At 63.6% G+C, this 25,608-nt stretch carries 23 protein-coding genes; 15 read left to right on the forward strand and 8 right to left on the reverse strand.

Features of this window, described 5'->3' with window-relative positions; translation table 11 throughout:
• Positions 1–15 precede the first annotated feature (15 nt).
• Complete coding sequence (locus tag AC1DDS_RS00665) at positions 16–753, forward strand: pyridoxamine 5'-phosphate oxidase family protein (protein WP_477477141.1); 738 nt, start codon at positions 16–18, stop codon at positions 751–753.
• Positions 754–1,035: 282 nt separating this feature from the next.
• Here the strand turns inward: AC1DDS_RS00665 and ndk are convergent, their stop codons facing one another.
• Together ndk and AC1DDS_RS00675 are read right to left on the reverse strand one after the other, a co-directional pair.
• Positions 1,036–1,458: a nucleoside-diphosphate kinase gene (ndk, locus tag AC1DDS_RS00670; protein ID WP_034803877.1), complete on the reverse strand. Its 423-nt coding sequence runs from the start codon at positions 1,456–1,458 to the stop codon at positions 1,036–1,038.
• Positions 1,459–1,562: 104 nt separating this feature from the next.
• Positions 1,563–2,252 carry a glutathione S-transferase family protein gene (locus tag AC1DDS_RS00675; protein WP_477477142.1) on the reverse strand — a complete coding sequence of 230 codons (690 nt, stop codon included), beginning with the start codon at positions 2,250–2,252 and terminating at the stop codon, positions 1,563–1,565.
• 143 nt (positions 2,253–2,395) lie between these two features.
• Here AC1DDS_RS00675 and AC1DDS_RS00680 point away from each other — a divergent pair, with 143 nt between their 5' ends.
• The 5 genes from AC1DDS_RS00680 to AC1DDS_RS00700 all read left to right on the forward strand — a co-directional run bounded on the left by AC1DDS_RS00680 (position 2,396) and on the right by AC1DDS_RS00700 (position 8,092).
• Positions 2,396–2,911 carry a DinB family protein gene (locus AC1DDS_RS00680; protein ID WP_477477143.1) on the forward strand — a complete coding sequence of 172 codons (516 nt, stop codon included), beginning with the start codon at positions 2,396–2,398 and terminating at the stop codon, positions 2,909–2,911.
• Between the two features lie 143 nt (positions 2,912–3,054).
• The gene (locus AC1DDS_RS00685) at positions 3,055–3,336 is read left to right on the forward strand and encodes a hypothetical protein (protein ID WP_477477144.1); all 282 of its coding nucleotides are present in this window, start codon (positions 3,055–3,057) and stop codon (positions 3,334–3,336) included.
• Positions 3,337–3,550: 214 nt separating this feature from the next.
• The gene (locus AC1DDS_RS00690; protein WP_477477145.1) at positions 3,551–4,567 is read left to right on the forward strand and encodes a GGDEF domain-containing protein; all 1,017 of its coding nucleotides are present in this window, start codon (positions 3,551–3,553) and stop codon (positions 4,565–4,567) included.
• A gap of 165 nt (positions 4,568–4,732) precedes the next feature.
• Positions 4,733–6,622, forward strand: a complete 1,890-nt coding sequence (locus tag AC1DDS_RS00695; protein ID WP_477477146.1) for an ABC-F family ATP-binding cassette domain-containing protein — start codon at positions 4,733–4,735, stop codon at positions 6,620–6,622.
• Positions 6,623–6,985: 363 nt separating this feature from the next.
• On the forward strand, positions 6,986–8,092 hold the full coding sequence (locus AC1DDS_RS00700) for a TRAP transporter substrate-binding protein (protein WP_477477147.1): 1,107 nt from the start codon (positions 6,986–6,988) through the stop codon (positions 8,090–8,092).
• Between the two features lie 169 nt (positions 8,093–8,261).
• Here the strand turns inward: AC1DDS_RS00700 and AC1DDS_RS00705 are convergent, their stop codons facing one another.
• From AC1DDS_RS00705 to AC1DDS_RS00715, 3 genes are all read right to left on the reverse strand, one after another.
• Positions 8,262–9,656 (reverse strand): ArnT family glycosyltransferase, encoded by a 1,395-nt coding sequence (locus AC1DDS_RS00705; protein WP_477477148.1) that lies wholly within the window; start codon positions 9,654–9,656, stop codon positions 8,262–8,264.
• Positions 9,657–9,876: 220 nt separating this feature from the next.
• A complete protein-coding gene (locus AC1DDS_RS00710; RefSeq protein ID WP_477477149.1) occupies positions 9,877–11,730 on the reverse strand; it encodes a TRAP transporter large permease in 1,854 nt (617 codons plus the stop codon).
• Complete coding sequence (locus AC1DDS_RS00715; RefSeq protein WP_477477150.1) at positions 11,727–12,302, reverse strand: TRAP transporter small permease subunit; 576 nt, start codon at positions 12,300–12,302, stop codon at positions 11,727–11,729. Before AC1DDS_RS00715 ends, AC1DDS_RS00710 begins: the two co-directional genes overlap by 4 nt.
• 252 nt (positions 12,303–12,554) lie before the next feature.
• On the opposite strand from AC1DDS_RS00715, the gene AC1DDS_RS00720 reads away from it, so the two are divergent.
• The gene (locus AC1DDS_RS00720) at positions 12,555–13,481 is read left to right on the forward strand and encodes a Gfo/Idh/MocA family protein (protein ID WP_477477151.1); all 927 of its coding nucleotides are present in this window, start codon (positions 12,555–12,557) and stop codon (positions 13,479–13,481) included.
• A gap of 378 nt (positions 13,482–13,859) precedes the next feature.
• Positions 13,860–14,282 (forward strand): TIGR02594 family protein, encoded by a 423-nt coding sequence (locus AC1DDS_RS00725; RefSeq protein WP_477477152.1) that lies wholly within the window; start codon positions 13,860–13,862, stop codon positions 14,280–14,282.
• Between the two features lie 55 nt (positions 14,283–14,337).
• On the opposite strand, the gene AC1DDS_RS00730 is transcribed toward AC1DDS_RS00725, so the two are convergent.
• Both AC1DDS_RS00730 and AC1DDS_RS00735 read right to left on the reverse strand, forming a co-directional pair.
• On the reverse strand, positions 14,338–14,787 hold the full coding sequence (locus AC1DDS_RS00730) for a DNA polymerase III subunit chi (RefSeq protein WP_477477153.1): 450 nt from the start codon (positions 14,785–14,787) through the stop codon (positions 14,338–14,340).
• A 5-nt stretch (positions 14,788–14,792) separates the two neighbouring features.
• Positions 14,793–16,283 carry a leucyl aminopeptidase gene (locus AC1DDS_RS00735; RefSeq protein WP_477477154.1) on the reverse strand — a complete coding sequence of 497 codons (1,491 nt, stop codon included), beginning with the start codon at positions 16,281–16,283 and terminating at the stop codon, positions 14,793–14,795.
• Positions 16,284–16,557: 274 nt separating this feature from the next.
• On the opposite strand from AC1DDS_RS00735, the gene lptF reads away from it, so the two are divergent.
• The 7 genes from lptF (at position 16,558) to AC1DDS_RS00770 (ending at position 24,917) form a co-directional block, all read left to right on the forward strand.
• On the forward strand, positions 16,558–17,745 hold the full coding sequence (gene lptF, locus AC1DDS_RS00740; RefSeq protein ID WP_477477155.1) for an LPS export ABC transporter permease LptF: 1,188 nt from the start codon (positions 16,558–16,560) through the stop codon (positions 17,743–17,745).
• Complete coding sequence (gene lptG / locus AC1DDS_RS00745) at positions 17,742–18,821, forward strand: LPS export ABC transporter permease LptG (protein WP_477477156.1); 1,080 nt, start codon at positions 17,742–17,744, stop codon at positions 18,819–18,821. Before lptF ends, lptG begins: the two co-directional genes overlap by 4 nt.
• Entirely contained in the window at positions 18,821–21,163 is a 2,343-nt protein-coding gene (locus tag AC1DDS_RS00750) for an LPS-assembly protein LptD (protein WP_477477157.1), read from the forward strand. Before lptG ends, AC1DDS_RS00750 begins: the two co-directional genes overlap by 1 nt.
• Positions 21,164–21,394: 231 nt before the next feature.
• Complete coding sequence (locus AC1DDS_RS00755) at positions 21,395–22,309, forward strand: SurA N-terminal domain-containing protein (protein WP_477477734.1); 915 nt, start codon at positions 21,395–21,397, stop codon at positions 22,307–22,309.
• A 63-nt stretch (positions 22,310–22,372) separates the two neighbouring features.
• Positions 22,373–23,398 carry a 4-hydroxythreonine-4-phosphate dehydrogenase PdxA gene (gene pdxA, locus AC1DDS_RS00760; RefSeq protein ID WP_477477158.1) on the forward strand — a complete coding sequence of 342 codons (1,026 nt, stop codon included), beginning with the start codon at positions 22,373–22,375 and terminating at the stop codon, positions 23,396–23,398.
• Positions 23,398–24,231 carry a 16S rRNA (adenine(1518)-N(6)/adenine(1519)-N(6))-dimethyltransferase RsmA gene (rsmA, locus tag AC1DDS_RS00765; protein ID WP_477477159.1) on the forward strand — a complete coding sequence of 278 codons (834 nt, stop codon included), beginning with the start codon at positions 23,398–23,400 and terminating at the stop codon, positions 24,229–24,231. The genes pdxA and rsmA overlap by 1 nt, the downstream gene beginning before the upstream one ends.
• A gap of 77 nt (positions 24,232–24,308) precedes the next feature.
• The gene (locus AC1DDS_RS00770) at positions 24,309–24,917 is read left to right on the forward strand and encodes a methyltransferase family protein (RefSeq protein WP_477477160.1); all 609 of its coding nucleotides are present in this window, start codon (positions 24,309–24,311) and stop codon (positions 24,915–24,917) included.
• 24 nt (positions 24,918–24,941) lie between these two features.
• Here AC1DDS_RS00770 and gmk read toward each other — a convergent pair whose 3' ends face one another.
• Positions 24,942–25,607 (reverse strand): guanylate kinase, encoded by a 666-nt coding sequence (gene gmk, locus AC1DDS_RS00775; RefSeq protein ID WP_477477161.1) that lies wholly within the window; start codon positions 25,605–25,607, stop codon positions 24,942–24,944.
• Between the last annotated feature and the right edge of the window lies 1 nt (position 25,608).

Genomic DNA, 25,608 nt, shown 5'->3' on the forward strand with positions numbered 1-25,608 from the left:
GGAAAGGCAAGCCTCATGTCCGACGCACAGCAACCAGACCCATCAACCAGCTACCCGGTCACGGACCGCAACCGGGTGAAGCGCCTGCACGAGCGGGGAAGCTACGATCGCGCGGCGGTCCATGCGATCCTCGACGCCGCGCTCCTCTGTCATGTTTCCTATGTGATCGACGGCCAGCCCTATTGCACGCCGACGCTGTTCTGGCGCGAAGGCGACCGGCTTTATTGGCATGGCTCGTCGGCAAGCCGCATGCTCCGTCATCTGAAGACGGGGACGCCGGTTTGCCTGACCGTGTCGCACCTCGACGGCCTGGTTCTCGCCCGGTCCGGCTTCAACCACTCCGCCAACTACCGCGCGGCCATGTGCTTCGGGACTGCCCGCATCATCGACGACGCGGAAGAAAAGGCAGTTGCCATGCGCGCCGTCATCGACCGCTTCTATCCCGGCCGCTCCGCCCGACTGCGGCCCATTACGGCACAAGAGGCGAAGGCGACGACCATCATCGGCATGGAGATCGAACAGGCCTCGGCCAAGGTCCGCGCGAAGGGCGTGGGCGATGACGAGGCGGATTTCGACCTGCCGATCTGGGCTGGCGTCATACCGGTTCGGACCGTGCTCGGCGATGTGGAACCCTGTTCGCGGCTTGTAGGGGGCGTGGAGCAGCCGCCGGAACTCGCACTCTACCCGTCGGGCACTACGCTGGACCAGAGCCTTCTGGGTGCACAGCGAGCCTATCAAGAAGATCTGGCATAGGCCCCACCCCTTCCGTCATCCCGGCCTCGAGCCGGGAGCCAGCAGCGCCGCCTCTGCGGCACGAAAGCCACTGTTTCGCGCAAGGACCTGCGCGTGCTGGATGCCGGATCAGGTCCGGCATCACGGATGGACATGTTGTGACGGGAGAGCACCAATCGCGAACGCGCCACAGCCAAAAGAAAATCGCCCGAAGCGCAAGCTTCGGGCGATTTGTCATTTCAAGTCTCTTGCGGCGTCGCCAAGCCCGTTCAAGGCCTTGCGATCAAACCATGCGAAACCGGATCAGCCGACGATCTCGGTGCCGGAGAACCAGTAGGCGATTTCTTCGGCAGCGGTTTCCGGGGCGTCGGAGCCGTGAACGGAGTTTTCGCCGATCGACAGCGCGTGAACCTTGCGGATGGTGCCTTCGTCGGCGTTGGCCGGGTTGGTGGCGCCCATGACTTCGCGGTTCTTGGCGATTGCGTTTTCACCTTCGAGGACCTGGACGATCGTCGGGCCGGAGGACATGAACTCGACGAGTTCGCCGAAGAACGGACGTTCCTTGTGAACCGCGTAAAAGCCTTCGGCTTCGCGGCGGCTCATCCAGACGCGCTTCGACGCGACGACGCGCAGGCCTGCATCTTCGAGCATCTTGGTGATGGCGCCGGTCAGGTTGCGCTTGGTGGCGTCCGGCTTGATCATCGAAAAGGTGCGTTCAATCGCCATTTTCAGGTATCCCTTGGTGTTTGGTGAAAAGTGGCGGTTCATTACCCGCCAATGCCCGGGAAAACAAGGGGGCGAGGCAAACGCCCTGCTAGGCCTCGAAGTTTTCACGCAGCTGTCACGCGATGACCGACGCCGCCGTGCAGGTCGAGACACCGGTTGAACCAGTCGGCGACCGGATCCTCGCTTTCGAGCACCTTTGTACTGGCGGTCGTGCGCAGCCATTGCAATGCACCGAAGACGATGTAGTCCGAAAAAAGCGGGCCTTCGCCGCCGATGAAGGGCTGCTTTTTCAGCATGTTGCGTAAAGGCTGGAGCTTCTTGGCGAAGCTTTCGATCTCCACCTTACCGGCGGCGGCGATGTCCTCCAGGGAAGCACCGAGGCGATCCTCGCGACTGCGACGAAAATACTCCCGATCGGCAGGGCCGAGCAGATTGTGGATGTCGAGGATGGCGATGCGGGTGACGGCCATGTGCAGCGTCGACTGCGTCCAGTTCTCTATAAAGCGGGCCATGGCCTTGCCGCCATCGCCGGCAAACAGCGACGGCCGGTCGGGATAGGCGTCGTCGAGATAGAGCGCGATATCGAAGCTGTCGCGCACCAGCCGCTCGCCGTCGCGAAGCAGCGGCAAGGTGGCTGTACCACCGCCCTCAATGGTCGGGATCTCGGTGAACGCAACCGGGACCGTCTGGTAGTCGAGGCCCTTGTGGGCGAGCGACATCACGGTTTTCCAGACGTGCGGGGAAAACTGGCGCGTCCTGTCGGCGCCGCTGAGGGCATAGAGTTTGCGTGTCATTGCTGCTCCCGCTTGAGTCGCGCGATTTGGACCAATTCAGAGTTCGCGATCAAATCAGAAAAATTCATGTGTCGCAGCACCGCCAATGACGCGACGGGATGATAGGCTGTGCGCCATCGCCAACACACCCTCCGGAACCAGCCATGCTCAATCACTACAAGATGTTCGCCGCCTACAACGCCTGGGCAAACCGGATCCTCTATGCGGAGGCCGCGGCCCTGTCGCCTTCCGCCCTGCGCGAGAACAAGGGCGCCTTCTTCGGCTCCCTGCTCGGCACGCTGAACCACCTTCTCGCCGCCGACCGGATCTGGATGCGTCGCTTCACCGGTTCCGGTGACGTCCCACCCCGTCTCGACGCCATTCTCTTCGAGGACATTGATGCCCTGCGGCAGGCCCGCATCGCCGAGGATCAGCGGATCATCGACTGGACCAACTCGCTCGACGAGAAACAGCTCGCCGAAACGATCAGCTATGTCACGGTGGCCAATCCAGTGCAGATCAGCCAGCCGCTCGGTCCGGCGCTGGCTCACTTCTTCAACCACCAGACCCATCATCGCGGGCAATGCCACGCGATTGTGACCTCGCTCGGCCGGCCCAGCCTTGTGCTCGACCTGCTCTACTTCCTCCGCGCCGAAGGGGCCGAGTGGATGCATCGCTGATGCCGTTTCCCTCGATGAACCGGGAGTGTTTTGACCCTGTTACCGCGGTGACAGGGTCATGCTCCGGCGGATGCAATAGTCCGGCCGTCGGGCAAGCCGCAGGGCGCCTGCAACTGATAGCCCGGCGAAACGAGGGAAAAGACATGGCAAGAACAACCGAGGAATGGAGTGCTCTTCTGGGCAGCACCCTGTCGAAGATGGCACTGGTCTATGGGACCGACACTCCCAATGCCTACCTGCCCGACGATTGTTACCCGGTCATAGAGAAGATGTTCGAGGCGGCCATGAAGCAGGCGCACGGCGAAGGTTATGCGGCGGCCGTTCGCGATTCCCAGTACGACACGGCGCAGCCGAGGGATCGGGCCGGCGACGGCGTGATCCGACAGGTGATCCGCGCCGTCCCACTCGCTCGACGGTTCGCCTGATGCCGAGGCCGGCAACGACCGCCGGCACCGATCCACCTGTGCCGCCACGGCACTTCGGAGCGACCGGGATTCAACGGTTCTTAATGCTCGTCAGCTAGAGGTTGTGAACGACGGCCGGATCACGGCCGGTGTTCCAGGCGATCTGCCCAATAGCTGGTGACGTATGAACGCTAAGGTGAATGCATCGGAGACGCTTGCCCGGTCGGCGGCGGTAATGGCAAAGATCTCGCATCTGATGACGCGGCTCGAGATCCCCGCGATCCCGCGCAACTACGCTTTGCTGCATGAGGCCATCACCGGTAACAATTCGGCGCTCGGACGCGAGATCACCGGCCTCGGCAAGGCGCCGCCGCAGGAGGCGCTCGACGCCATCGGCGTGCGCCACGGGCTACCGGACCACAATTCGCTCGTCCTCGGCCATAGCGCCACCGACCTCATGCGCACGATCGAGGCGCTGACGGCAGAGGCCGAGACCGAGCGGCAGAAACGAACCAATGCCCTGACCCAGGTCAATCACCTGCTCGGCAAGCTCAAGGCCGATCCGGTGATGGCCATGTCCGACTTTGCCGGCCAGGCGGATCTGCTCGTGACAGCCGTGGAGGCACTGATCGGCAGCGAGAGCGCCCATTGCCAGCGCCTCGACGCGCTGGTGGCACGCCTGGAAAACGTCGCCTCCGGCGCGGCGGCAAGCGAGACGGCGCTGCTGCACGACCCGGTCACCGGCCTTGCCAACCGCACCGCGCTGATGAACCGGCTGGTGGCCGCCTATGACGCCGAGGACGGCACGGGCAGTGCCCTTCTGCTCATGCGCGTTGACCGGCTGAAGACCCTTTCCGACAGCCATGCGGCCGGCGCCAGCGAGGAAGCGGTCAAGCAGATCGCGACCCTGTTCCGCAAGTCGATCAAGAAGCTGGATTTCGTGGCGCGCGTCGGCGGCGACGGCTTCGCCTTCCTGTTCGAAAAGGTCGATCGCGACAGCGTCTTCTCCATCGCCGAGCGGATCCGCAACCGGATCGAGGCGGAGGTGTTCTGGATATCCGGTCGGGAGTACCTTCCCGGAACGTTGTCGCTCACGATTGGCGCGGCCTTCACGGAGGATGCCCCCTCCTCCAACGAGCTTTACCGCCAGGCGATGCTGGCGCTGGATGCCGCCAACGAGAGCGGCACCTGCGTCTATTCGCTGGATCTCTCCGAACGGGCGGGACGCAACTACCGGCGCGGCGCCGCCTGACGCGACGCCGCCTCTTGCACAGGGGCGATCCGGCACTGCGGCACCGAAGCGGCGAAACCGGTTCCGACATTCGGGACACATGCATTTCAAAATTTTGCTCTTCTGCATGTCTTTGTCCCGAAACCGGTTCCCACTTTCGCGGGACATGCATTATAGACGCCGGTCATGATCACGATTTCCGGCCTTTCCGCCCGCATCGCCGGGCGCCTGCTTCTCGACAATGCCTCCGTTTCGCTGCCAACCGGCACGAAGGCCGGACTCGTCGGCCGCAACGGCGCCGGCAAGTCCACGCTTTTTCGCGTCATCACCGGCGACCACGCCGCGGAGGCGGGAACCGTTTCGCTGCCGAAGAATGCGCGGATCGGCCAGGTCGCCCAGGAGGCGCCGGGCACCGACGAGCCGTTGATCGAGATCGTGCTTGCGGCCGACAAGGAACGCGCAGCGCTTCTGAGGGAGGCGGAGACGGCGACCGACCCGCACCGGATCGCCGAGATCCAGACGCGGCTTGCCGATATCGGCGCGCACGCGGCCGAGGCGCGGGCAGCCAGCATCCTCGCCGGGCTCGGCTTCGACCACGAGGCGCAGAAGCGGCCGGCGAAGAGCTTTTCCGGCGGCTGGCGGATGCGGGTGGCGCTCGCGGCGGTGCTGTTTGCAGAACCCGACCTGCTGCTTCTCGACGAGCCGACCAACTATCTCGACCTCGAAGGCACGCTGTGGCTCGAGGACTATGTGCGGCGCTACCCGCACACCGTCCTCATCATCAGCCACGACCGCGACCTCTTGAACACCGCGGTGAATGCGATCGTCCACCTCGACCAGAAGAAGCTGAACTTCTACCGCGGCGGCTACGACCAGTTCGAACGGCAGAAGGCGGAGGCCGACGAACTTCAGATGAAGGCCAAGGCCAAGAACGAGGCCGCGCGCAAACACCTGCAGAGCTTCATCGACCGCTTCAAGGCCAAGGCGACGAAGGCGCGCCAGGCGCAGAGCCGCGTCAAGGCGCTGGAGCGCATGGGCACCGTCGCCGCCGTAATCGAGGAGCACGTCCAGGGCTTCACGTTCCCCGAACCGGAGAAACAACCTGCCTCGCCGATCATCGCCATCAGCGGCGGGGCGGTCGGCTATCAACCGGGCGAGCCGATCCTGAAGCGGATGAACCTGCGCATCGACACCGACGACCGCATCGCGCTGCTGGGATCGAACGGCAACGGCAAATCGACCTTCGCCAAGTTCATCTCGGGCAAGCTGGCAGCCGAAAGCGGCGAAGTGAAAACCGCACCGGGCCTGAAGATCGGCTTCTTCGCCCAGCACCAGTTGGACGACCTTGTTCCGACGCAGAGCGCGGTCGAACACGTGCGCCGGCTGATGCCGGACACGCTTGAGGCGAAGGTGCGCTCGCGCGTGGCCCAGATGGGGCTTGCGACCGAGAAGATGGACACGCCCGCCAAAGACCTTTCCGGCGGCGAGAAGGCGCGGCTCCTGATGGGACTTGCGGCCTTCGACGCGCCGAACCTTTTGATCCTCGACGAGCCGACCAACCACCTCGACATCGACAGCCGGCGCGCGCTGATCGAGGCGCTGAACGACTATCCCGGCGCCGTCATCCTGATCTCCCACGACCGGCACCTGATCGAGGCGACCGTCGACCGGTTGTGGCTGGTGAAGGACGGGACGGTGACGAACTTCGACGGCGATCTCGAGGAATACCGCACACAGATCGTCGGCGGGTCGAAGCCGAAGGAAGAAAAGGCGCGTCCGGTTTTGACCGACGAAGGTCTTTCCAAGGCGGACCAGCGCAAGGCGAACGCCGACCGGCGCGCCTCGCTGGCGCCGCTTAAGAAAAAGATCAACGAAGTCGAGTCGTTAACGGCGAAGCTTGAAAAGCTGATTCAGGCGCTTGATACCGAACTTGCGGATCCGGCGCTCTACGAGAAGAACCCCGCCAAGGCGGCGATGAAGGCGAAGGATCGCTCCGATGCGGCCGACAGGCTGGCCGCTGCCGAAGAAGAATGGTTGCTGCTGTCCTCGGACTACGAAGAGGCGATGGCGGGCTGACGCACGTCACGTGAAACGGATCGAGGCGCATGCTCCATCGATGCGCGCCCCTCACGACCAGACGTCATGCCGGCCGTGCGCAGCGCGAACAAGCTGCGTTAAACGGCTGCAACTGCAACATGGGCAGACTGCGGCGATGGCTGCAGGTGAGCAGCAAACATGGCAGGCCGTGCCGACCCGACTCCGAGCCCGCCACAATCCGTGCGAAAACAGGCTGCGGCACAGACGCATGCCTAAGACGAAAGTCGCATCGCTTCGTCGCCTGCCGCTTCAGCCCTGCGCTTGACGCCATTCCTAACATGTTTAGGTTCGTCGTGATCAAAACAGCGGACCCGCCGGTCCGCATCCTGTGGGAGGATAGGAATGGATCGTCGCTCGTTCATGAAGAAGGCCGGGGTTGCCGGCGCGGGGGCTGCGGCTTCGGCCGTGCTGGCCGCACCGGCGCTCGCCCAAAGCAACCCGAAGATCAACTGGCGGATGGCCTCGTCGTTCCCGAAGTCCCTCGACACGATCTACGGCGGCGGCGAAACGCTGGCGAAGTATCTCTCTGAAGCGACCGACGGCAACTTCCAGATCCAGGTGTTTGCGGCCGGCGAGATCGTGCCCGGCCTGCAGGCGGCGGACGCTGCCGCTGCCGGCACGGTCGAGGCCTGCCACACGGTTGGCTACTACTACTGGGGCAAGGACCCGGTCTGGGCCCTCGGCTCTGCGGTCCCCTTCGCGCTGAACGCGCGCGGCATGAACGCCTGGCAGTACCACGGCGGCGGCATCGAACTCTATAACGAGTTCCTCGCCACCCAGGGCCTGGTCGGCCTGCCGGCCGGCAACACCGGCGTGCAGATGGGCGGCTGGTTCCGCAAGGAAATCAAGACCGTCGCCGACCTGCAGGGCCTGAAGATGCGCATCGGCGGCTTCGCCGGCAAGATCGTCGAGCGCCTCGGCGTCGTGCCGCAGCAGATCGCCGGCGGCGACATCTACCCGGCGCTGGAGAAGGGCACGATCGACGCGGCCGAATGGACCACGCCCTATGACGACGAGAAGCTCGGCTTCTACAAGGTCGCGCCCTACTACTACTATCCCGGCTTCTGGGAAGGCGGCCCGACCGTGCACGCCATGTTCAACAAGCCGGCCTTCGACGGCCTGCCGGCGAACTATCAGTCGCTGCTGCGCACCGCCTGCCAGGCGACCGACGCGAACATGCTGCAGAAGTACGACTGGCTGAATCCGCCGGCGATCAAGCGCCTCGTCGCCGCCGGCGCGAAGCTTGCGCCGTTCAGCCAGGAAATCCTTTCGGCCTGCTTCGACAAATCCGACGAAGTCTATGCCGAAATGGAGGCCGAAAACCCGACCTTCAAGAAGATCTGGGAGTCGATCAAGGCCTTCCGCGGCGAGTACTACCTCAATGCGCAGATCGCCGAATACAATTACGACACCTTCATGATGATCCAGCAGCGGAGCGAAAAGCTCTGAGCGGATCGCTCATCGAACGATCAGAACCCCGGACATCGCTCCGGGGTTTTTTGTAAGGACAACCCAGGTCGGATGTACATGGCGGTCGCCGGGGGCCGAAGTGTCCCCGCCCAGTGGAGGGCCCGCGATCGAGCAAGCGAGCAATTGAAGTCAGACGAGCCGCGCCTTTCTAGGGCGCATCGTTTCTGCTGTACACGCCCATCCTCCGGCCGCGGTAGGGACCGTCCAGGATCTGCCGGTAGTCAGCGACCTTTTGGGGGTCCCGGTAGATGATGGCGGCAAACCCATCCGGGTGCTTCGAAAACCACGCATCAAGATCTTGTGGAAGCACATCGTCGACGGGCTTTTCGAGCCTCGCGAGAAAACCGAACTCGCCGTGGTAGTTGTTCACGAACGCCCAGTCCCTGTCCTGGTTCGCCTGAACGAAGGCTGCTGTCGGCACCAGGTCGTAGCGATGCAGGAACGTCACAGAGGCAATGGCCTGCCCGGTCACGAACAGGCCGACCATGACCGCGACCATCCGGGCCAACTGCTGCGTCGAGACCGCCCCAAGGCAAAGCGTCGTGATCAGCACGGCGCCCGGAATGAGCGGCATGAGGTAGTGCGGTTGCTTGTTGCTGAACAGGCAGAAACCGAGGAACGTCGGCGCCAGCCAACACACCAGGAAGCGCGTTCCCTCGGTCTCCAGAAGATGGTGGCGAAGCTTGGCCGCCCCCCTCCAGAAACCGGGCACGAAAATCCACGGGACGAAAATCGCCGGCAGGAGCAGCAGATAGAAATAGAACGGCGCGAGATGGTCCTCGACGCTGCCGGTCACGCGGCCGGCCGTCTGCTTCCACAACAGCCAATAGGCAAAATCGGCGTCACTCTGACTCAAGACGGGGATCAGCCAGACAAGCACGATGGCAAGGGAGATCAGGCCCGCAAGCGCGTTCCCCGCATACCAGCTAACGATGTTGCCGAGGTTCTTGGCCCAGTAAGGCGCAAGCAGGATGGGAAAGAAGATGCAGAACGGCGCAAACGGCCCCTTTGCAAGCCCGCCGAGGCCGAGCGAGACCCCGATCAGCAAAATGGTGCGCCAGCTTCTTTGCCGGGCGTGAAGCACCACACCGATCAATGACAGCAATACGAAAACGGTCAGTGTGATGTCGAACATGACAATGGTGCCGTAGGTGAGAAACGGCACGCCAGCGACCATGACCAGCTTGGTGCGATTGCTGTCTGCGAGCGCCTGCGGAAAAAGCAGACGGCCAAGCACGCCGGTGAGATAGACGCTCGCAAGCGCCGACAGGACGACCGGTATGGTTGCCGCCCAGCGGCTGATGCCCAGGGTGGCCCAGGACAGGTTGATCAGCCAGAACAACAGGGGTGGCTTGTGATGGTAGGGCTCGAAGTTCAGCGTCAGCGGCTTGAACCAGCCACTTCGCAGATACATCTCCCACGCGACGCTTACATATCGTGTCTCGTCGACCGGCAGCAGCGGCCGGAAGGCGACCGCCGCCAAATACAGGATCGCCACCGTTGCCGGGAGCCAAAATAGCCTCGTCTGCGCAGTAACCTTCATCATACGATCTCGCTCGATCTGCGGAACGTCCGGCCGGGACGCATTCATGCGGCAGTTAGACAGATGCGACTCTACTGACAGAAACCTGAACACTCATGACTATTGACGACGCTTTGACAAGGAAAGCCGCTGTCGTTGTACTTGACTGCCGATCGCCAGGAAGTCGGCGCGGCAGCAGAAAAGCGATCGGGCGGCCTTCGCAGGCCGCCCGATGCTGGCATCAATTGAACGATGGTGGCTGGCTGAGGTCGTTCGCCGGCGGCTTCGGCGTCTGGCCGGCGCCGTTCTGGTTGAACGACGGCGGCTGGCTCAGGTCATTCGCCGGTGGCTGTTGCGGCTGGCCTGTCCCGCCGCCACCCGCCGGTGGCTGGTCGAGCGGACTGCCACCTGGGAGTTGCAGGCCGCCGGGCAAACCGAGACCTCCGCCGTTGTCGGGCAACCCCAGGCCGCCCCCCTGCCCGCCGAAGCCGGGCACTTCGATCTTGATCGTCGAGGGATCGACAGTCGCGGCGTCGCCCTTGTAGTGCATGACCATCTGCGGGAACAGGATGGTCAGCGCCACCATCACGATCTGGATGCCGACGAAGGGCACCGCCCCCCAGTAGATCTGCCCCGTCGTGACGGGAGCGATCTTCTTGCCCGTGATCTTGTCGATATAGGGTACCTTGGCGGCCACCGAGCGCAGGAAGAACAGCGCAAAGCCGAAGGGCGGATGCATGAAGCTCGTCTGCATGTTGACGCCGAGGAGGACGCCGAACCAGATCAGATCGATGCCAAGCTTCTCCGCCGCCGGCGCCAAGAGCGGTACGACGATGAAGGCGAGCTCGAAGAAATCGAGGAAGAACGCCAGGAAGAAAACCAGGATGTTCACCGCGATCAGGAAGCCCGTTTCCCCGCCGGGCATCGAGACGAGCAGATGCTCGACCCAGAGGTGGCCGTTGACGCCGTAGAAGGTCAGCGAGAACACGCGCGCGCCGATCAGAATGAACAGCACGAAGGCGGAGAGCCTGGTCGTCGAGGTCAGCGCCGAGCGGATGACGTCCAGCTTCAGCCGGCCCTTGGCCGCCGCCAGGAACAGCGCGCCCACAGCGCCCATGGCGCCACCTTCCGTCGGCGTGGCGACGCCGAGGAAGATCGTGCCGAGCACGAGGAAGATCAGCGCCAGCGGCGGGATCAGCACGATGACGACCTGCTGGGCAAGCCGCGACATCGCGTTGACCTTCAGGTTCCTGTCGAGCAGGGCGACGATGTAGATGAAGATGACGCCGACCGTGCCGCCGAGAATGTCGGCGTTCTCGCCGTGGGTCGGATAGAGATAGACGTGCGCACCATAGGCGATGCCCGCGGCGACGACGAGCGCGACCGCAAGCGAGGTGACGCCGGAACCGAGCGTGCGGGCCTCGAGCGGCAGCGCCGGCATCGAGTTCGGCCGGACGATCGACATGAGCATGATGTAGGCGGCGTAGAGGCCCGTCAGCACGAGACCCGGGATGAGCGCGCCGGCATACATGTCGCCGACGGAGCGACCGAGCTGGTCGGCGAGGACGATCAGGACGAGTGACGGCGGGATGATCTGCGCCAGCGTTCCCGAGGCGGCGATGACGCCGGAGGCAAGGCTGCGATCATAGCCGTAGCGCAGCATGATCGGCAGCGAGATCAGGCCCATGGCAATGACCGAGGCGGCGACGACGCCGGTGGTGGCTGCAAGCAGCGCCCCGACGAAGATCACCGCATAGGCCAGACCGCCGCGAATCGGGCCGAAGAGCTGGCCGATCGTGTCGAGCAGGTCCTCCGCCATGCCGGATTTTTCCAGCACGATTCCCATGAACGTGAAGAACGGAATGGCAAGCAAGGTCTCGTTCGACATCACCCCCCAGAAGCGGTCCGGCAGCGCGTTGAGCAGCGGCCAGGAGAGGTTGATCGTATCCGACAGCGGCGCCAGCTCGACGCCGACGATGAAGAACAGCAGGCCGTTTGCGGCGAGCGAGAACGCGACCGGGTATCCCAGAAGCAGGAACACGATCAGCGACATGAACATGATCGGCGCAAGGTTTTCCGCGATGAACTCGATCATGCACGCGCCTCCTCTGAGCCTTCCTCATCGAGGGCCTGGTGGCTCGGCACATAGGGGGTCGGATCATCCATGTCGCCGCGGATGATGGCGATCTTCTTGATGATCTCCGAGATCCCTTGCGCGCCGAGCAGCAGGAAGCCGGCAAGCAGGATGCCCTTGGCGGGCCAAAGGATCAGGCCGCCGGCGCTCGAGGACACTTCGCCCGACTGGTAGGACCTCGCGGCGTAGGGAATGAAATAGTAGATCATCAAGAGCACGAACGGCATCAGGAAGACGCAGTGCCCGAACAGGTCGATCCAGTGCTGCGTCCTCCGGGAGAACTTGCTGTAGACCACGTCGATGCGGATGTGCTCGTTCTGCGCCAGCGTATAGGCGGCCGCGAGCATGAAGGCGCCACCGAAGAGATACCATTGCGCCTCAAGCCAGGCGTTGGACGAGACGTTGAAGACCTTCCGGACAATGGCGTTGCCGGCGCTGACGAGTACGGCGAGAAGGATCAGCCAGGACACCGCCTTTCCGATCTTTTCGGTAATCAAGTCGATTAATCGGCTTAGCCCAAGCAATCCTCGCATCGTTCCCCCCGCATTGGTGAAATTATTGGTATCCTGCCATGCGCAGCCAGAGTGCGCATTTCAGGCACGGTTTCAAGCGCTGGCTCCTCGGTTTTCCCGGCCGGCTCGCTGACATTAGACGAAAGGCGGAGAGATCGGCGGCGCTGCTGTGTCCCGACGCGTGAGGCAGCCGATACAGCCGAACCGCCTTGCCGGCGGGCCGCATTCTGCTACAACAGCTCGTCAATCATCATACAAATCGAGCAAAACCCCATGTCCCCGATCCATCTCGCCCTCGTCGGCGTCGGCAAGATCGCCCGCGACCAGCACCTGCCCTCGATCGAAAAGAACCCTGATTTCAAGCTGGTCGCCGCCGCCAGCCGACACGGAACCGTGGACGGAATTACCAACTTCAAGTCCATCGGGGAGATGCTTGCCGCCGTGCCGGAGATCGAAGCGGTGTCGTTGTGCATGCCTCCGCAGTATCGCTATCAGGCCGCCCACACGGCGCTTTCCGCCGGCAAGCATGTCTTCCTGGAAAAGCCGCCGGGGGCGACCTTGAGCGAGGTCGAGGACTTGCAAGCGCTGGCGGCCTCCCGGGGCCTGTCGCTGTTCGCCAGCTGGCATTCGCGCTATGCGCCGGCTGTCGAATCCGCGAAAGGCTTTCTCGCTTCGACCAAGATCGGCTCCGTGAGGGTGATCTGGAAGGAGGACGTGCGCCACTGGCATCCGAACCAGGAATGGATCTGGCAGGCCGGCGGGCTCGGCGTGTTCGATCCGGGCATCAATGCGCTATCGATCGTCACCCACATCCTGCCGCGGCCGGTCTTCATCACGAAGGCGACGCTGGAATTTCCGGAAAACCGTGACGCGCCGATCGCCGCCGACATCACCTTCACCGACGCCCAAGGCCTCGACCTATTGGCCGAGTTCGACTGGCGCCAGACCGGCAAGCAGAGCTGGGACATCATCGCCGAGACCGATGCCGGCCGGATGGTGCTTTCGGAGGGCGGAGCAAGATTGTCGGTCAACGGCGTGCTGAAACACGAGGAGCCTGAGCAGGAGTATCCGATGCTCTACAGGCGCTTTGCCGAGATCATCAGGGCCGGCCGGTCGGACGTCGATATCGCCCCGCTGCGCCACGTCGCCGACGCCTTCATGCTCGGGCGGCGCAAATTCGTGGACGCCTTCTACGACTGACGGCCCACGCAGCGGACTGCTACGCAGCTCCGCATACGGCGCCGGCTCCCACATGTGTCCCACCAACCGGGCAACCGAACCGTTTACATCCGGCTCCATCCGCTGTCGTTCAGCGGCGACCATCGCGCGCAGTCCTCGATCGCGCCGCTCAAGCGACGGGCGGCGTCAGCTCCGGCATCACCAGCAGCGACAGCAAAGCCACGAACAGCCGGCCGATCGGGATCGGCATCGGGGATGCATTCTTGTCCGCGCCAGTTTCTTGCATGATTCGCACAAATATCCGGCACAATTTGTCCCGATTTACGCCCTGATTGGCACGTAGTTTCCTGTCGCCCGGTGGGGGATCATTACAGAGATCCAAACATTGGTGAGAAACAGATGAGGGTTATTCTAGCCATCATTGCCACGCTTCTTGCCGTGCCCACCCAGGCTGACATGCTCAGCACGGCCACAAAATTCAACAACATGCACGAACGCTCCATAACCTTTCTCGGAGTCAACGCCCGAAAGATTGCCTGGTGCGGAGCATTTCTTGCCTACGTCGCGAAACGGTCTTTTCGCCAACCGCCGACGAACCCGAACATGGCCGTGTCCTGGAAAAGCTTCGGCAGACCTGTCGCTTATCGCTTTGCGCGGCCGGGAGATGTCGTGGTTATTCGGGCCGGCAAGCGTTTCCATGTCAGCCTGTTCCATCACTTCGACAACAAGCGCACTTATGTCTACCTGTTCGGCGGCAATCAGTCCGACCGGGTGCAGTTGTCGAGATACCGCATCAGTTCGATCGTCGCGGTACGGCGATAACGGGTCGACAGTCCCGGGCGCACGCCGGTTCAATCCCAGCGGATACAGCGCTGCCTCAGGCCTTCTTCACCCAGCGACCGTCATTGTTCTGCTGCCAGTAGGTGAGCTGGTGCCCCTCGCCCTTCAGGCGCTTCCAGTGGCCGCGGGCAGCCTCCAATTCGGCCTGATCGTGTCCATCGAACATGAAGATCACCCGGTCGTAGGCGTCGAGCGGCGGCGGCTCGGCGCCGTCGACGAGGAAGCGGACGGTCGCGGAGTTCTGATTGTCCGATCCGCTGGTGAGAAGCACCGGCTGGTCGCTTACGTTCGGCTGCTCGTCAGTTCCGTGCGGCAGGAAACTCTCGTCGCGATAGGTCCACAGATGCACGTCGAGCGCGTCGCGCCGCTCCACCGTGCCCGTCTGGACGACGACCCGCCAGCCGCGCTCCAGGCTCTTGTCGAGCAGCGGCGGGAGGGCGTCCTCCAGCTTCGATTCGGTCAGGTGGTAGAACAGGATCTCGCTCAACGCGATCAGCTCTCGTAGTTCGTCCGGACCAGTTCATCCAGGAGGCGCACGCCGAAGCCCGACCCCCAGGACTGGTTGATCTCGTCCGTCGGCGAGCCCATGGCGGTGCCGGCGATGTCGATATGCGCCCAGGGCGCGTCCTTGACGAAGCGCTGCAGGAACTGGGCGGCGGTGATGGAGCCGGCATAGCGTCCGCCGGTGTTCTTCATGTCGGCGAACTTGCTGTCGATCATCTTGTCGTATTCCTTGCCCAGCGGCATGCGCCAGACACGCTCGTTCGACGCAAGGCCCGCCGCCGTCAGCCGGGCGGCAAGGGTGTCGTCGTTGGAGAAGAGACCGGCGTGATGGCTGCCGAGCGCCACCATGACCGCCCCCGTCAGCGTGGCAAGGTCAATGATGAACTGCGGCTTGAAGCGGTCGTTGCAATACCAGAGCGCGTCGCACAGCACGAGGCGACCTTCGGCATCGGTATTGATCACCTCGATCGTCTGTCCGGACATGGAAGTGACGATGTCGCCCGGACGCTGGGCGTTGCCGTCCGGCATGTTTTCCACCAGGCCGAGGATACCGACGGCGTTGACCTTCGCCTTGCGGGAGGCAAGCACGTGCATGAGGCCGATGACAGCGGCCGCGCCGCCCATGTCGCCCTTCATCTCCTCCATGCCGGCGGCCGGCTTGATCGAGATACCGCCGGTGTCGAACACCACGCCCTTGCCGACGAAGGCGACCGGGCGATCCTTCGGCTTGCCGCCGTTCCACTGCATGATGGCAAGCCGCGGCGGGCGCTCGGAGCCCTGTGCCACACCGAGCAGCGCGGCCATGCCGAGCCGCTTCATCTCGCGCTCGGTCAGGATCTCGACCTCGACCCCGAGCTTTTCCAGCGCCTTGGCCTTTTCGGCGAATTCGACCGGGCCCAGGACGTTGGCCGGTTCGTTGACAAGGTCGCGGGCGAGAAGGACGCCGCCGGCGACCGCCTCGCTTTCCGCATAGGCCTTCTTGGCGGCGGCGGCCGCGGCGGTCACGATCGTGACCTTGGTCGGCTTCTTGTTGTTGGTGCGCGGCTCGTCCTCGTCCTTCTTCGTCTTGTAGGTCTCGAAGCGGTATGCGCCGAGCAACAGGCCCAGCGCGAAATCCGCCGCCGCCTGGCCGCCGACTTCCACGCCGGCGGCATCGAGGTAGACGGTGACCGATTCGGAATCGCGAAGTTTTGCGACCGCGGCGCCGCCGGCTTTCAGCCAGTCATGTGCAGCCATCTTGGCGAGATCGCCGAGCCCGAGGAGCAGAATGCGATCGAAGGGCGAGCCATGCGGCGCGACAATGTCCAGCGTTTTGAGCGCCTTCGCCCTGAAGCGTCCGATCTCAGCCGCCTTGGCAACGACGCCCGCTGGATCCACTTCGCCGGGAGCGCCGATGGCTTCCGGCGCCTGCAGGACGACGGCGATCCCGCCGGCGGGCTTCTGCGCCTTGACGAAATTGACATCGAATTTCTGGGACATGATCTACTCCAGGGTATACGCAGGCCAGGCGATCGGCCTGCGATTGCAAGGTGGCGTTCGCCAATTCCTTGTCGCTTTTGCGACGCTTGGCAAGATGCCATGGCGTGTTTAGAAGGTGGCAAGCCTGTTGTTCGCCGCAATTTTTCCGAGGCACGGGGTGCCGATTGCGCTCGCGCTCGCTGCTTGGCGGCCTATATGCACACTAATCCCCTTGCCATGGTGGCGGCGGCAGGACAATACGTTACGCAAATGGGACTTCGGTTCGGGAACAGACATGAAGCTGATTGAACGCTACGTCCTGCGCCGGACAACGGTGATGTTTCTGGCGACGCTGCTGCCGCTGCTCGGCATCGTCTGGACCACCCAGGCCTTGTCCAGCATCAATCTCGTCACCGACAGCGGCCAATCGATGATGGCCTTCCTGAAGCTCGCCACGCTGATCCTGCCGTCCGTCATCCCGATCATCCTGCCGTTCGCCTATATCATCGGCGTCGCCCAGACATTGACGGTGATGAACGCCGATTCGGAGCTGACCGTGCTGAATGCCGCCGGCAGTTCACGGATGATGATCATCAAGCCGGTGATGTATCTCGGGATCGCACTCAGCGTCGTATCCTTCACCGTCGACAACTTCATCGAGCCCTATTCCCGTATGGCGGTTCGCCAGATGATCGCCACCGCGCACGCGGACATGCTGTCCGCCGTGATCCAGGAAAACGCTTTCCGCAAGGTGACGGACGATCTGTACGTGCAGGTGTCCCGCCGCAGGGGTGGCGGCGTGCTCGAGGGACTGTTCGTCGCAGACACCCGCGATCCGAAGGTAGAATATGTCTACTACGCCCGCGAGGGCGCCGTCGACGAGAAGACGTCGGCGCTGGTGATGAAGGACGGCGAAGTCCACCGCAAGCTGCCGAACGGCGACGTCTCGGTGATCAAGTTCGATTCCTATGCGTTCGATCTGGCGGACCTGACGGAGCGGGCGGGCGAAGCGACGCTGCGCGCCAAGGACCGCGACCTGCCCTTCCTGCTCAATCCCGATCCCAACGATTCGCAGGTCAAGAGAAACCCCGGATCCTTCAAGGCCGAACTGCATCGTCGCTTCACCGAATGGCTGCTGCCGATCCTCTTCGGCCTCGTTGCCCTCGTGGTCAGCGTCGATGCCCGTTCCCACCGCGAGGCACGGGTCCACCCCATGGTCACGGCGTTGCTCGCGGCACTCGCCATTCGCTGGCTCATCTTCTACGTCGGCAACGCAGCCGCGCATTCGACCTACTTCATCCCGCTTCTGTATATTATACCCGCCGCCATCGCGGGCCTCGCCCTGCATCTGCTGATGCGCCACAAGAGCCTTTCCCTTCCCGCCACCTGGCGATCGCGACTGCTGGACCTGCGCGACAGCGTCCTGTCGCGCCTGCCCGGCCGATCCAACGCCGCCTCCTCGGGCAACGGACCGCAGCCATGATCCCCACCCTCGGCCTCTACTTCTTCCGGCGTTACGTCATAACGACGATCTGGTTCCTGATCGGCATCTTCGCGCTGGTGTTCATCATCGACTTCAGCGAGACGTCCAACCGCATGGGCGCCTTGCCGAAGTACACCGTCGCCAGCGGCCTGGTGATGACGACGCTGCGCATCCCGATGATCCTGATGCAAACCATCCCCTTCGTCGCCCTCTTTTCCGGCATGGCGGCGCTGATCTCCCTCAACCGGCGCTACGAGCTCGTCGTCACGCGGGCGGCGGGCGTGTCGGTCTGGCAGTTCCTGCGCCCCTTCGCCATCGGCGCCTTCCTCTTCGGCATCCTCGCGGTTACCGTGTTGAACCCGGTTGCGGCTTGGGGAACGCGCCAGGCGCAGGTGCTGGAAGCGGAATGGGGTTCCAGCCGCAAGTCCACCGGATCGGGCATTCCCTGGATCCGGCAGCGCTACGGCGACGACGATGCGATCATCGGCGCAAAGGCGGTCGAGGGCAACGGCACCCGCCTCCTGAACGTCAGCATCATCCACTTCGACAAGGACGGCCGCATCAGTTTTCGGCAGGATGCCGATTCGGCAATTCTTAAAGATGGTTACTGGCTGCTTAACAACGTGCTGGAGACGCGCAACGGCGAGTTGCCCAAGCGTTCGCCTACGGCACAACTGCGCACCAATCTGAGACAGGAATTCGTCCAGGAGAGCCTCGAGAAACCTGATTCCATTTCGTTTTTCAGCCTCCCAAGGAAGATAGAGGCCGCCAAATCGTTCGGATTCGCCACCGAGCCGCTCGAAACGCAGTTTCATTCGATGCTGTCGCTGCCACTGCTCCTGGTTGCCATGACCCTGATCGCGGCTAGCGTCTCGTTAAAATTTAGCAGGTTTAATCAATCACGTGCGGTGATTCTGGGTGGCATCCTTTCGGGGTTCATGCTTTATGTCGTCACCGTGCTTGTGAAAGCATTCGGAAGCAGTGGAATTGTTCCTCCGTTCGTTGCGGCATGGCTACCAGTTGTTGTAGCAATGTCTCTTGGCGCGACGATTCTGCTGCACCAGGAGGACGGCTAGTGGCGGCAGGCAACCGCGGACAATTGAGTGTGATCGCGACCGTGCTCTTTGCGGGTGTCGCAGCGTGCGCGCTTGCGCCCCTGGCGTCCGTGCCGGCGATGGCGCAGACCCGTAATGTCGAGGCCCTGGCGCCCAGCATTCCGCCCGAGGCCAAGCTCATCCTGGCCGCCAACGAACTGGTCTACAACAGGGACACCGAGAAGGTGACCGCGCGCGGCGCGGTGCAGATCAACTATGGCGGCTACCAGCTCGTTGCCCAGCAGGTCGTCTACGACCAGAAGACCGGCCAGTTGCATGCGTCCGGCGACATCCAGTTCATCGAACCGACCGGCAACCGCGTCTATGCGCAGGAACTAACGCTTTCCGACGATTTCGCCAACGGCTTTGCCAATGCGCTGCGAATCGAGACCACCGACCTGACCAAGATCGCCGCGATCAGCGGCGAGCGGGTCAATGGCGAAGAGCTGATCCTGAACCGCGGTGTCTACACGGCCTGCACGCCTTGCGCGACCGACCCGACGCATCGCTCGCTGTGGCAGATCAAGGCCGAGCGCGTCGTCCAGAACGGCAGGACCCACACCGTCCGGCTCGAACACGCCCGTTTCGAGATGTTCGGCAAGCCGATCGCCTACTTCCCGGTGCTCGAGGTTCCGGACCACACGGTCAAGCGCAAGACCGGCGTTCTCTTCCCGCGGATTCGCTACGCGCAGAAGCTCGGGCTTGGCGTCGGCGTTCCCTACTACTTCGCGATCGCGCCGGACATGGACGCGACGGTCACACCGAACGTCTACACGAAGCAGGGCTTCCTGCTCGATGGCGAGTTCCGCAAGGCGTTCCACAACGGCCTGGTCACCCTGCGTGCGGCCGGCATCGACCAGACGAGCCCGGGGGTCTTCACCGAGGGCACCAGCGACCGCGAAGTCAACGGACGCGGCATAATTGCCTCCCAGGGCGCGTTCCAGATCAATCCACGCTGGGCTTTCGGCTGGGATTTGATGGCCCAGACCGACAACAACTTCGCCCGCACCTACGACCTGTCGAACTTCAACGACCGCATCGTCAAGAACCAGGTCTATCTCAACGGGCTCGGCCAGCGAAACTACTTCGACCTGCGCGCCTTCTACTTCGACGTCCAGGACGCCGATCCAGACGATGTGGCGGAGCGCCAGCAGGCCATTCCGCAGACCCTCGACTACGAATACATCGCGCCCCAGCCGGTTGCCGGCGGCCAGCTCAGCGCCACCGTCAACCTGACAAACGTCGAGCGAAACCGTCTGGACGAAACCGAGATCGGTTCGTCCTTCCGTTTCCCGGGCCTCGAAGGCGGTACGACTCGCCTGACAAGCGAGCTCGAATGGAAACGGCAGTTCGTCGTTCCCGGCGGCCTCGTCTTCACGCCGCTGCTCGCCGCGCGCGGTGATGCCCTGCGTCTGAACATGACCGATCCCGGCTCGAATTATGACGGCAACTTCGACACGGACGACAGCGCGACCCGCTACATGCTCACAGCAGGGCTGGAAGCGCGCTATCCGATCCTGATGACGACCGACAACAGTTCGCACGTGCTGGAGCCGGTCGCCCAGGTCTATGCCCGGCCGGATGAGCAGCTGGCCGGCGGTCTGCCGAACGAGGATGCGCAGAGCTTCGTCTTCGACGCGACGAACCTGTTCGAGCGCGACAAGTTTTCCGGCTTCGACCGGATCGAAGGCGGCACGCGCGCCAATTTGGGCCTGCGCTACACCGGCACGTTCGATACCGGCTATACATTGCGAAGCCTGTTCGGTCAGTCCTACCAGCTGGCCGGCAAGAACTCGTTCGCATCCCACGACCTCGTCAATGCGGGCGCCAATTCCGGGCTTCAGTACGACAGCTCAGACTACGTCAGCATGGTCGGCATCGACACGCCAACCGGCTGGGCGTTGGCCTACAGCACACGGCTGGACCGCAACGACCTGTCGCTGCAACGCGCCGACACGAGGATCGGCTTCGAGAACCACCGCCTGCAGGCGGCGATGACCTATACCCGGATCGCCGCCCAGCCGCTCTACGGCTCTGACAGCGACCAGGACGAACTCCAGACCATCGCGGCGCTGAAGTTCCGCGACTATTGGACCGTATTTGGCTCTGCGACCTACGACATGAACTCCAACAATCTCGCCCGCAGCGGTATCGGCATCACCTACGACGATCGCGACACGATCTTCTCGCTCGTCTACGAGAATACCCGCGATTCGAGCCAGACGATCGCCAATGACTGGTCGATCGGAGCGCGGTTGAGCTTCCGCACGCTTGGCGACATCAACATCGGCGACACGACCCTCGACGGCTTCGACGACTACTAAGCACGCGCGCGGGACATACTTGTCATCGTTTGGCCGTATGCATTATGCAATTGGCCAGGCGAGGGCGAATTGCAGCAGGTACCGAATGTCCTGCGAGGGTTCGCAGCTAAATGGAATGCGCGGGGTGCTGCCGGAATGCGGACGCTCCTGACCGGCGGACACGGGATCGGCACTGGATGCAACCCGTTCGCCGGAACGACGAAAGGGATGGGCATGAAGTACACGATGTCGCTGGTGCGGGCCATGGTTCTTGGCACGGCCCTTCTTGCAGCCGCCGGGACTGCCACCCTGCCGACGGTGTCGGTTGCGGCGACCGGCGTGACAGCCGTCGTCAACGGTACGCCCATCACGTCCGGCGACGTGGCCCGGCGCGCAGCATTCCTGAAGCTGCAGCGGGCGAAGAGTTCCACCCAGATCGCGCGCGAGCAACTGATCGACGAAGCGCTGAAGCGCTCCGAGATTTCCCGACTCCGGATGTCCGTCAGCACTCAGGATGTGGACGCTTCCTATGCCCGCTTTGCCGCGAGCAACAAGCTTTCGACCGACCAGATGGACCAGATCCTCGATCGCGCCGGCGTGGGCACAGCCCATTTCAAGCAGTACATTGCCATTCAGATGAGTTGGCCGCGCGCGGTGAACGCCCGGTTCGGCGGCACGAAGAACGGCAAGAGCCTTGTCGATCGCATGCAGGAAAACGGCGGCCAGAAGCCGTCCACGACGGAGTACTTCCTGCAGCAGGTCATCTTTGTCGTACCGGCGGCGCGCCGCAATGCCATCCTCGGCAAGCGCAAAGCCGAGGCCGAGGCCTCGCGCTCGAAATATCCGGGCTGCGATGACGCCAAGATCTTCGCCGCAACCATGCACGACGTGTCGATCCGCAACCTCGGCCGCCTGCTTGCACCGCAGCTTCCCGACGACTGGAAGCCGCTGATCGAAAAGGCGGAAGGCAACACCACCGGCGTGCGCGTGACCGACCGCGGCGTGGAGTATCTCGGCATTTGCAAGAAGCGCGAGGTCAACGACGACATGGCTGCGGAGATGGTGTTCCGCGCCGAGGATCTCGGCAAGGGCGGCCAGAAGGACGACGGCAACAGCCAGAAATATATCGATGAACTGCGCAGCAAGGCGCGGATCGAGATGCGCTGACAACCTCCGCCGCCGGCGTGACTTGCGCGCCGGCATCGTCCAGTTCACAGAAGCCAGACCCCGATGACTGTCGCGACCGTTCCCCCGCTGGCCCTGACGATGGGCGACCCGTCCGGGATCGGCCTGGACATCACCCTTGACCTCTGGGCGGCCCGCACAGCGCTCGACCTGCCCCCCTTCCTCTTCATCGGCGATCCGCAGGCACTGACGCGCCGTGCCCAGGAGCGCGGTCTCGGGGCCGCAGTGGCCGATGCGACGCCCGAAACCGCCCGCGGGCAATTCAACACCGCCATACCGGTGCTGCCGGTCCCCCTCGCCGAGCCCGCCGTCGCCGGAGCACCGTCATCGCGCAACGCACAGGCGATCATCGGCGCGATCGAAAGTGCCGTGCAGCTGACGCTGGCGGGGCGTACCTCGGCGGTCGTCACCAATCCGATCGCGAAATCCGTGCTCTACGAGGCCGGCTTCCCCTTCCCCGGCCACACCGAGTTTCTGGCCGACCTGGCGGCCCGCGCCACGGGCAAGCCGGTGCTGCCGGTCATGCTGCTAGCGGGACCGAAACTGCGCAGCGTGCCGGTGACGATTCACATTCCGTTGAAGGACGTGCCGGCGACGCTGACCGAGGAGCTTGTCTACGAGACCGCGGTGATCACCGCGAACGACCTGAAGCGTCGCTTCGGCATCGCAGCTCCGCGGCTGGCCGTCGCCGGTCTCAATCCGCACGCCGGCGAAGGCGGCGCGCTCGGCAAGGAAGACGAGACGATCGTCGCCCCGGCGATCACGCGCCTGAAGGCGGCCGGCGTCGATGCATACGGGCCGTTGCCGGCCGACACCATGTTTCACGACGAAGCGCGCGCGGCCTATGACGTGGCGATCTGCATGTACCACGACCAGGCACTGATCCCGGCCAAGGCGCTCGGCTTCGACGACTCTGTCAACACCACGCTCGGTCTACCCTTCATCCGCACCTCGCCCGATCACGGCACGGCGTTTTCGCTCGCCGGAACCGGCCGCGCCAAGCCGGACAGCCTGCTTGCCGCGCTGCGGCTGGCGCAGGAACTGGCCGTGCACGAGCGGAGCGGCGGCTGATGGCGGCGATCGACGGGCTCCCGCCACTCCGCGATGTCATCCAGCGGCATGGGCTCGATGCGAAGAAGTCGCTCGGGCAGAACTTCCTGCTCGACCTGAACCTGACCCAGAAGATCGCAAGAACGGCCGGTCCGCTGGAGGACTGCACTGTGATCGAGGTCGGACCGGGGCCCGGCGGGCTGACGAGGGCGATCCTCGCGCTCGGCGCAAGACACGTCATCGCCATCGAGCGCGACGCGCGGGCGATCCCGGCGCTGCAGGAGGTCGCGGACCACTATCCGGGTCGATTGACCGTTATCGAGGGCGATGCGCTTAAGGTGGACTTCGAGACGCTGGCGCCGCCCGGAGAGCCCGTTCGGATCATCGCCAACCTGCCCTACAACGTCGGCACGCAGTTGCTCGTCAACTGGCTGCTGCCGAAGCGCTGGCCGCCCTTCTACCGCTCCCTGACGCTGATGTTCCAGCGCGAGGTGGGCCTGCGCATCGTGGCGCGCGAAGACGACGATCACTACGGCAGGCTGGGCGTGCTCAGCGGCTGGCGCACCAACGCGCGCCTGGCATTCGACGTCCCCCCGCAAGCCTTCACGCCGCCCCCCAAGGTCACATCCTCGGTGGTCCATCTCGAACCGATCGAGCAACCACTGCCCTGCAAGGCGGAGGCGCTGGAGCGGATCACACAGGCGGCCTTCGGCCAGCGCCGCAAGATGTTGCGGCAAAGCCTGAAATCGCTGGGCGGCGAGGCACTCCTGGCAAGGGTGGGGATCGATCCGCAGAGGCGTGCCGAAACGCTTTCGGTCGAAGAGTTCGTGACCCTGGCGAACGCCCTCGGTTGATCGCGGCGGCCGCGCAGACATTAATCGGCCACAGTCCGGTCGCCGTAGTTGACCTGTCGATCGGGGGAGCGGCGCCGATGCAACTGCAGGCATTCAACCAGAAGAAGCGGATCGCGCTGCTCTGGCTGCTCGCCTCGGTGTTCCTCGCCAGTGCTCTTTGCGTTCGGCCCTATTGGAGCGAAGGCGGGCTTCACGAGGTCCTTGAGACGACGGGGCTTATGCTGGTGTTCTTCGCGATCCTCGGCCGGCTCTGGAGCATCCTGTACATCGGCACGCGAAAAAACAGGGAACTCGTTGTCGTCGGACCCTATTCGATGACCCGCAATCCGCTTTACCTGTGTTCCCTCGTGGGCGTTCTGGGCGTCGGGCTGTTGGTCGGCTCGCTGATCCTGGCACTCTCGGCGACCGCGGCGTTCTATGTCGTCTTCCGCTACACCGCCCGGCGCGAGGCTGCCTATCTTAGTGATCGGTTCGGGCGGGCCTACGACGACTATGCCCGACAAACACCGTTGTTCCTGCCGAATCCGCTTCTGCACAAGGGAGTTGCAGGAGCAACCTTCTCCCAGCCGGCCCTCACGGCGACATTCCGCGACAGCCTGTTCCTGCTGGCACTGTTTCCGCTGATCGAAGGTCTCGAATATTTCCGGGCAAACGGCCAGATCCCGATTCTCGTTACGCTTTTCTGAACGCGTCTCGAACGGGAGCCTTCCTCAGAGCACCGGCTGTTCGGTCAAAAGCTTCGTGACGAATTCGTACATGCCGTGGCGGCGGTCGCGGCGTAGGCGTTCGGCCTTGACGATGCTCTGCACGGCATCAAAGGCGGCATCGAGGTCGTCGTTCAGGATCACGTAGTCGTATTCGTGCCAGTGCTCGATCTCGGCGCGGGAATTGGCCAGCCGGGTGGCGATGACTTCCGCGGTGTCCTCGGCACGGCGATGCAGGCGAGATTGCAGTTCCGTCATCGACGGCGGCAGGATGAAGATCGAGACGACGTCGGCTGCCATCTTCTCCTGCAATTGCTGGGCGCCCTGCCAGTCGATGTCGAACAGCATGTCGCGTCCGGCCGCCATCGCCTCCTCCACCGGCTTGCGCGGCGTGCCGTAGAAGTTGCCGTGCACCTCGGCCCATTCGAGCAGCGCGTCGGAATCGCGCAGCATCTCGAACTCGGCGCGGTCGATGAAGTGGTAGTGGCGGCCGGCAATCTCGCTCGGGCGACGCTGGCGTGTCGTCACGCTGATCGAAAGGCTGATGCCGGAATCGGCCTCGAGCAGGTTGCGGGCGATCGTCGACTTGCCCGCCCCGGACGGCGAGGAAATGACCAGCATGAGCCCGCGCCGGGCGATCTCGATCGGTTTTGCTGTCTGCGGCGCGCTCATG

Source organism: Mycoplana sp. 10N416, from assembly GCF_056394765.1.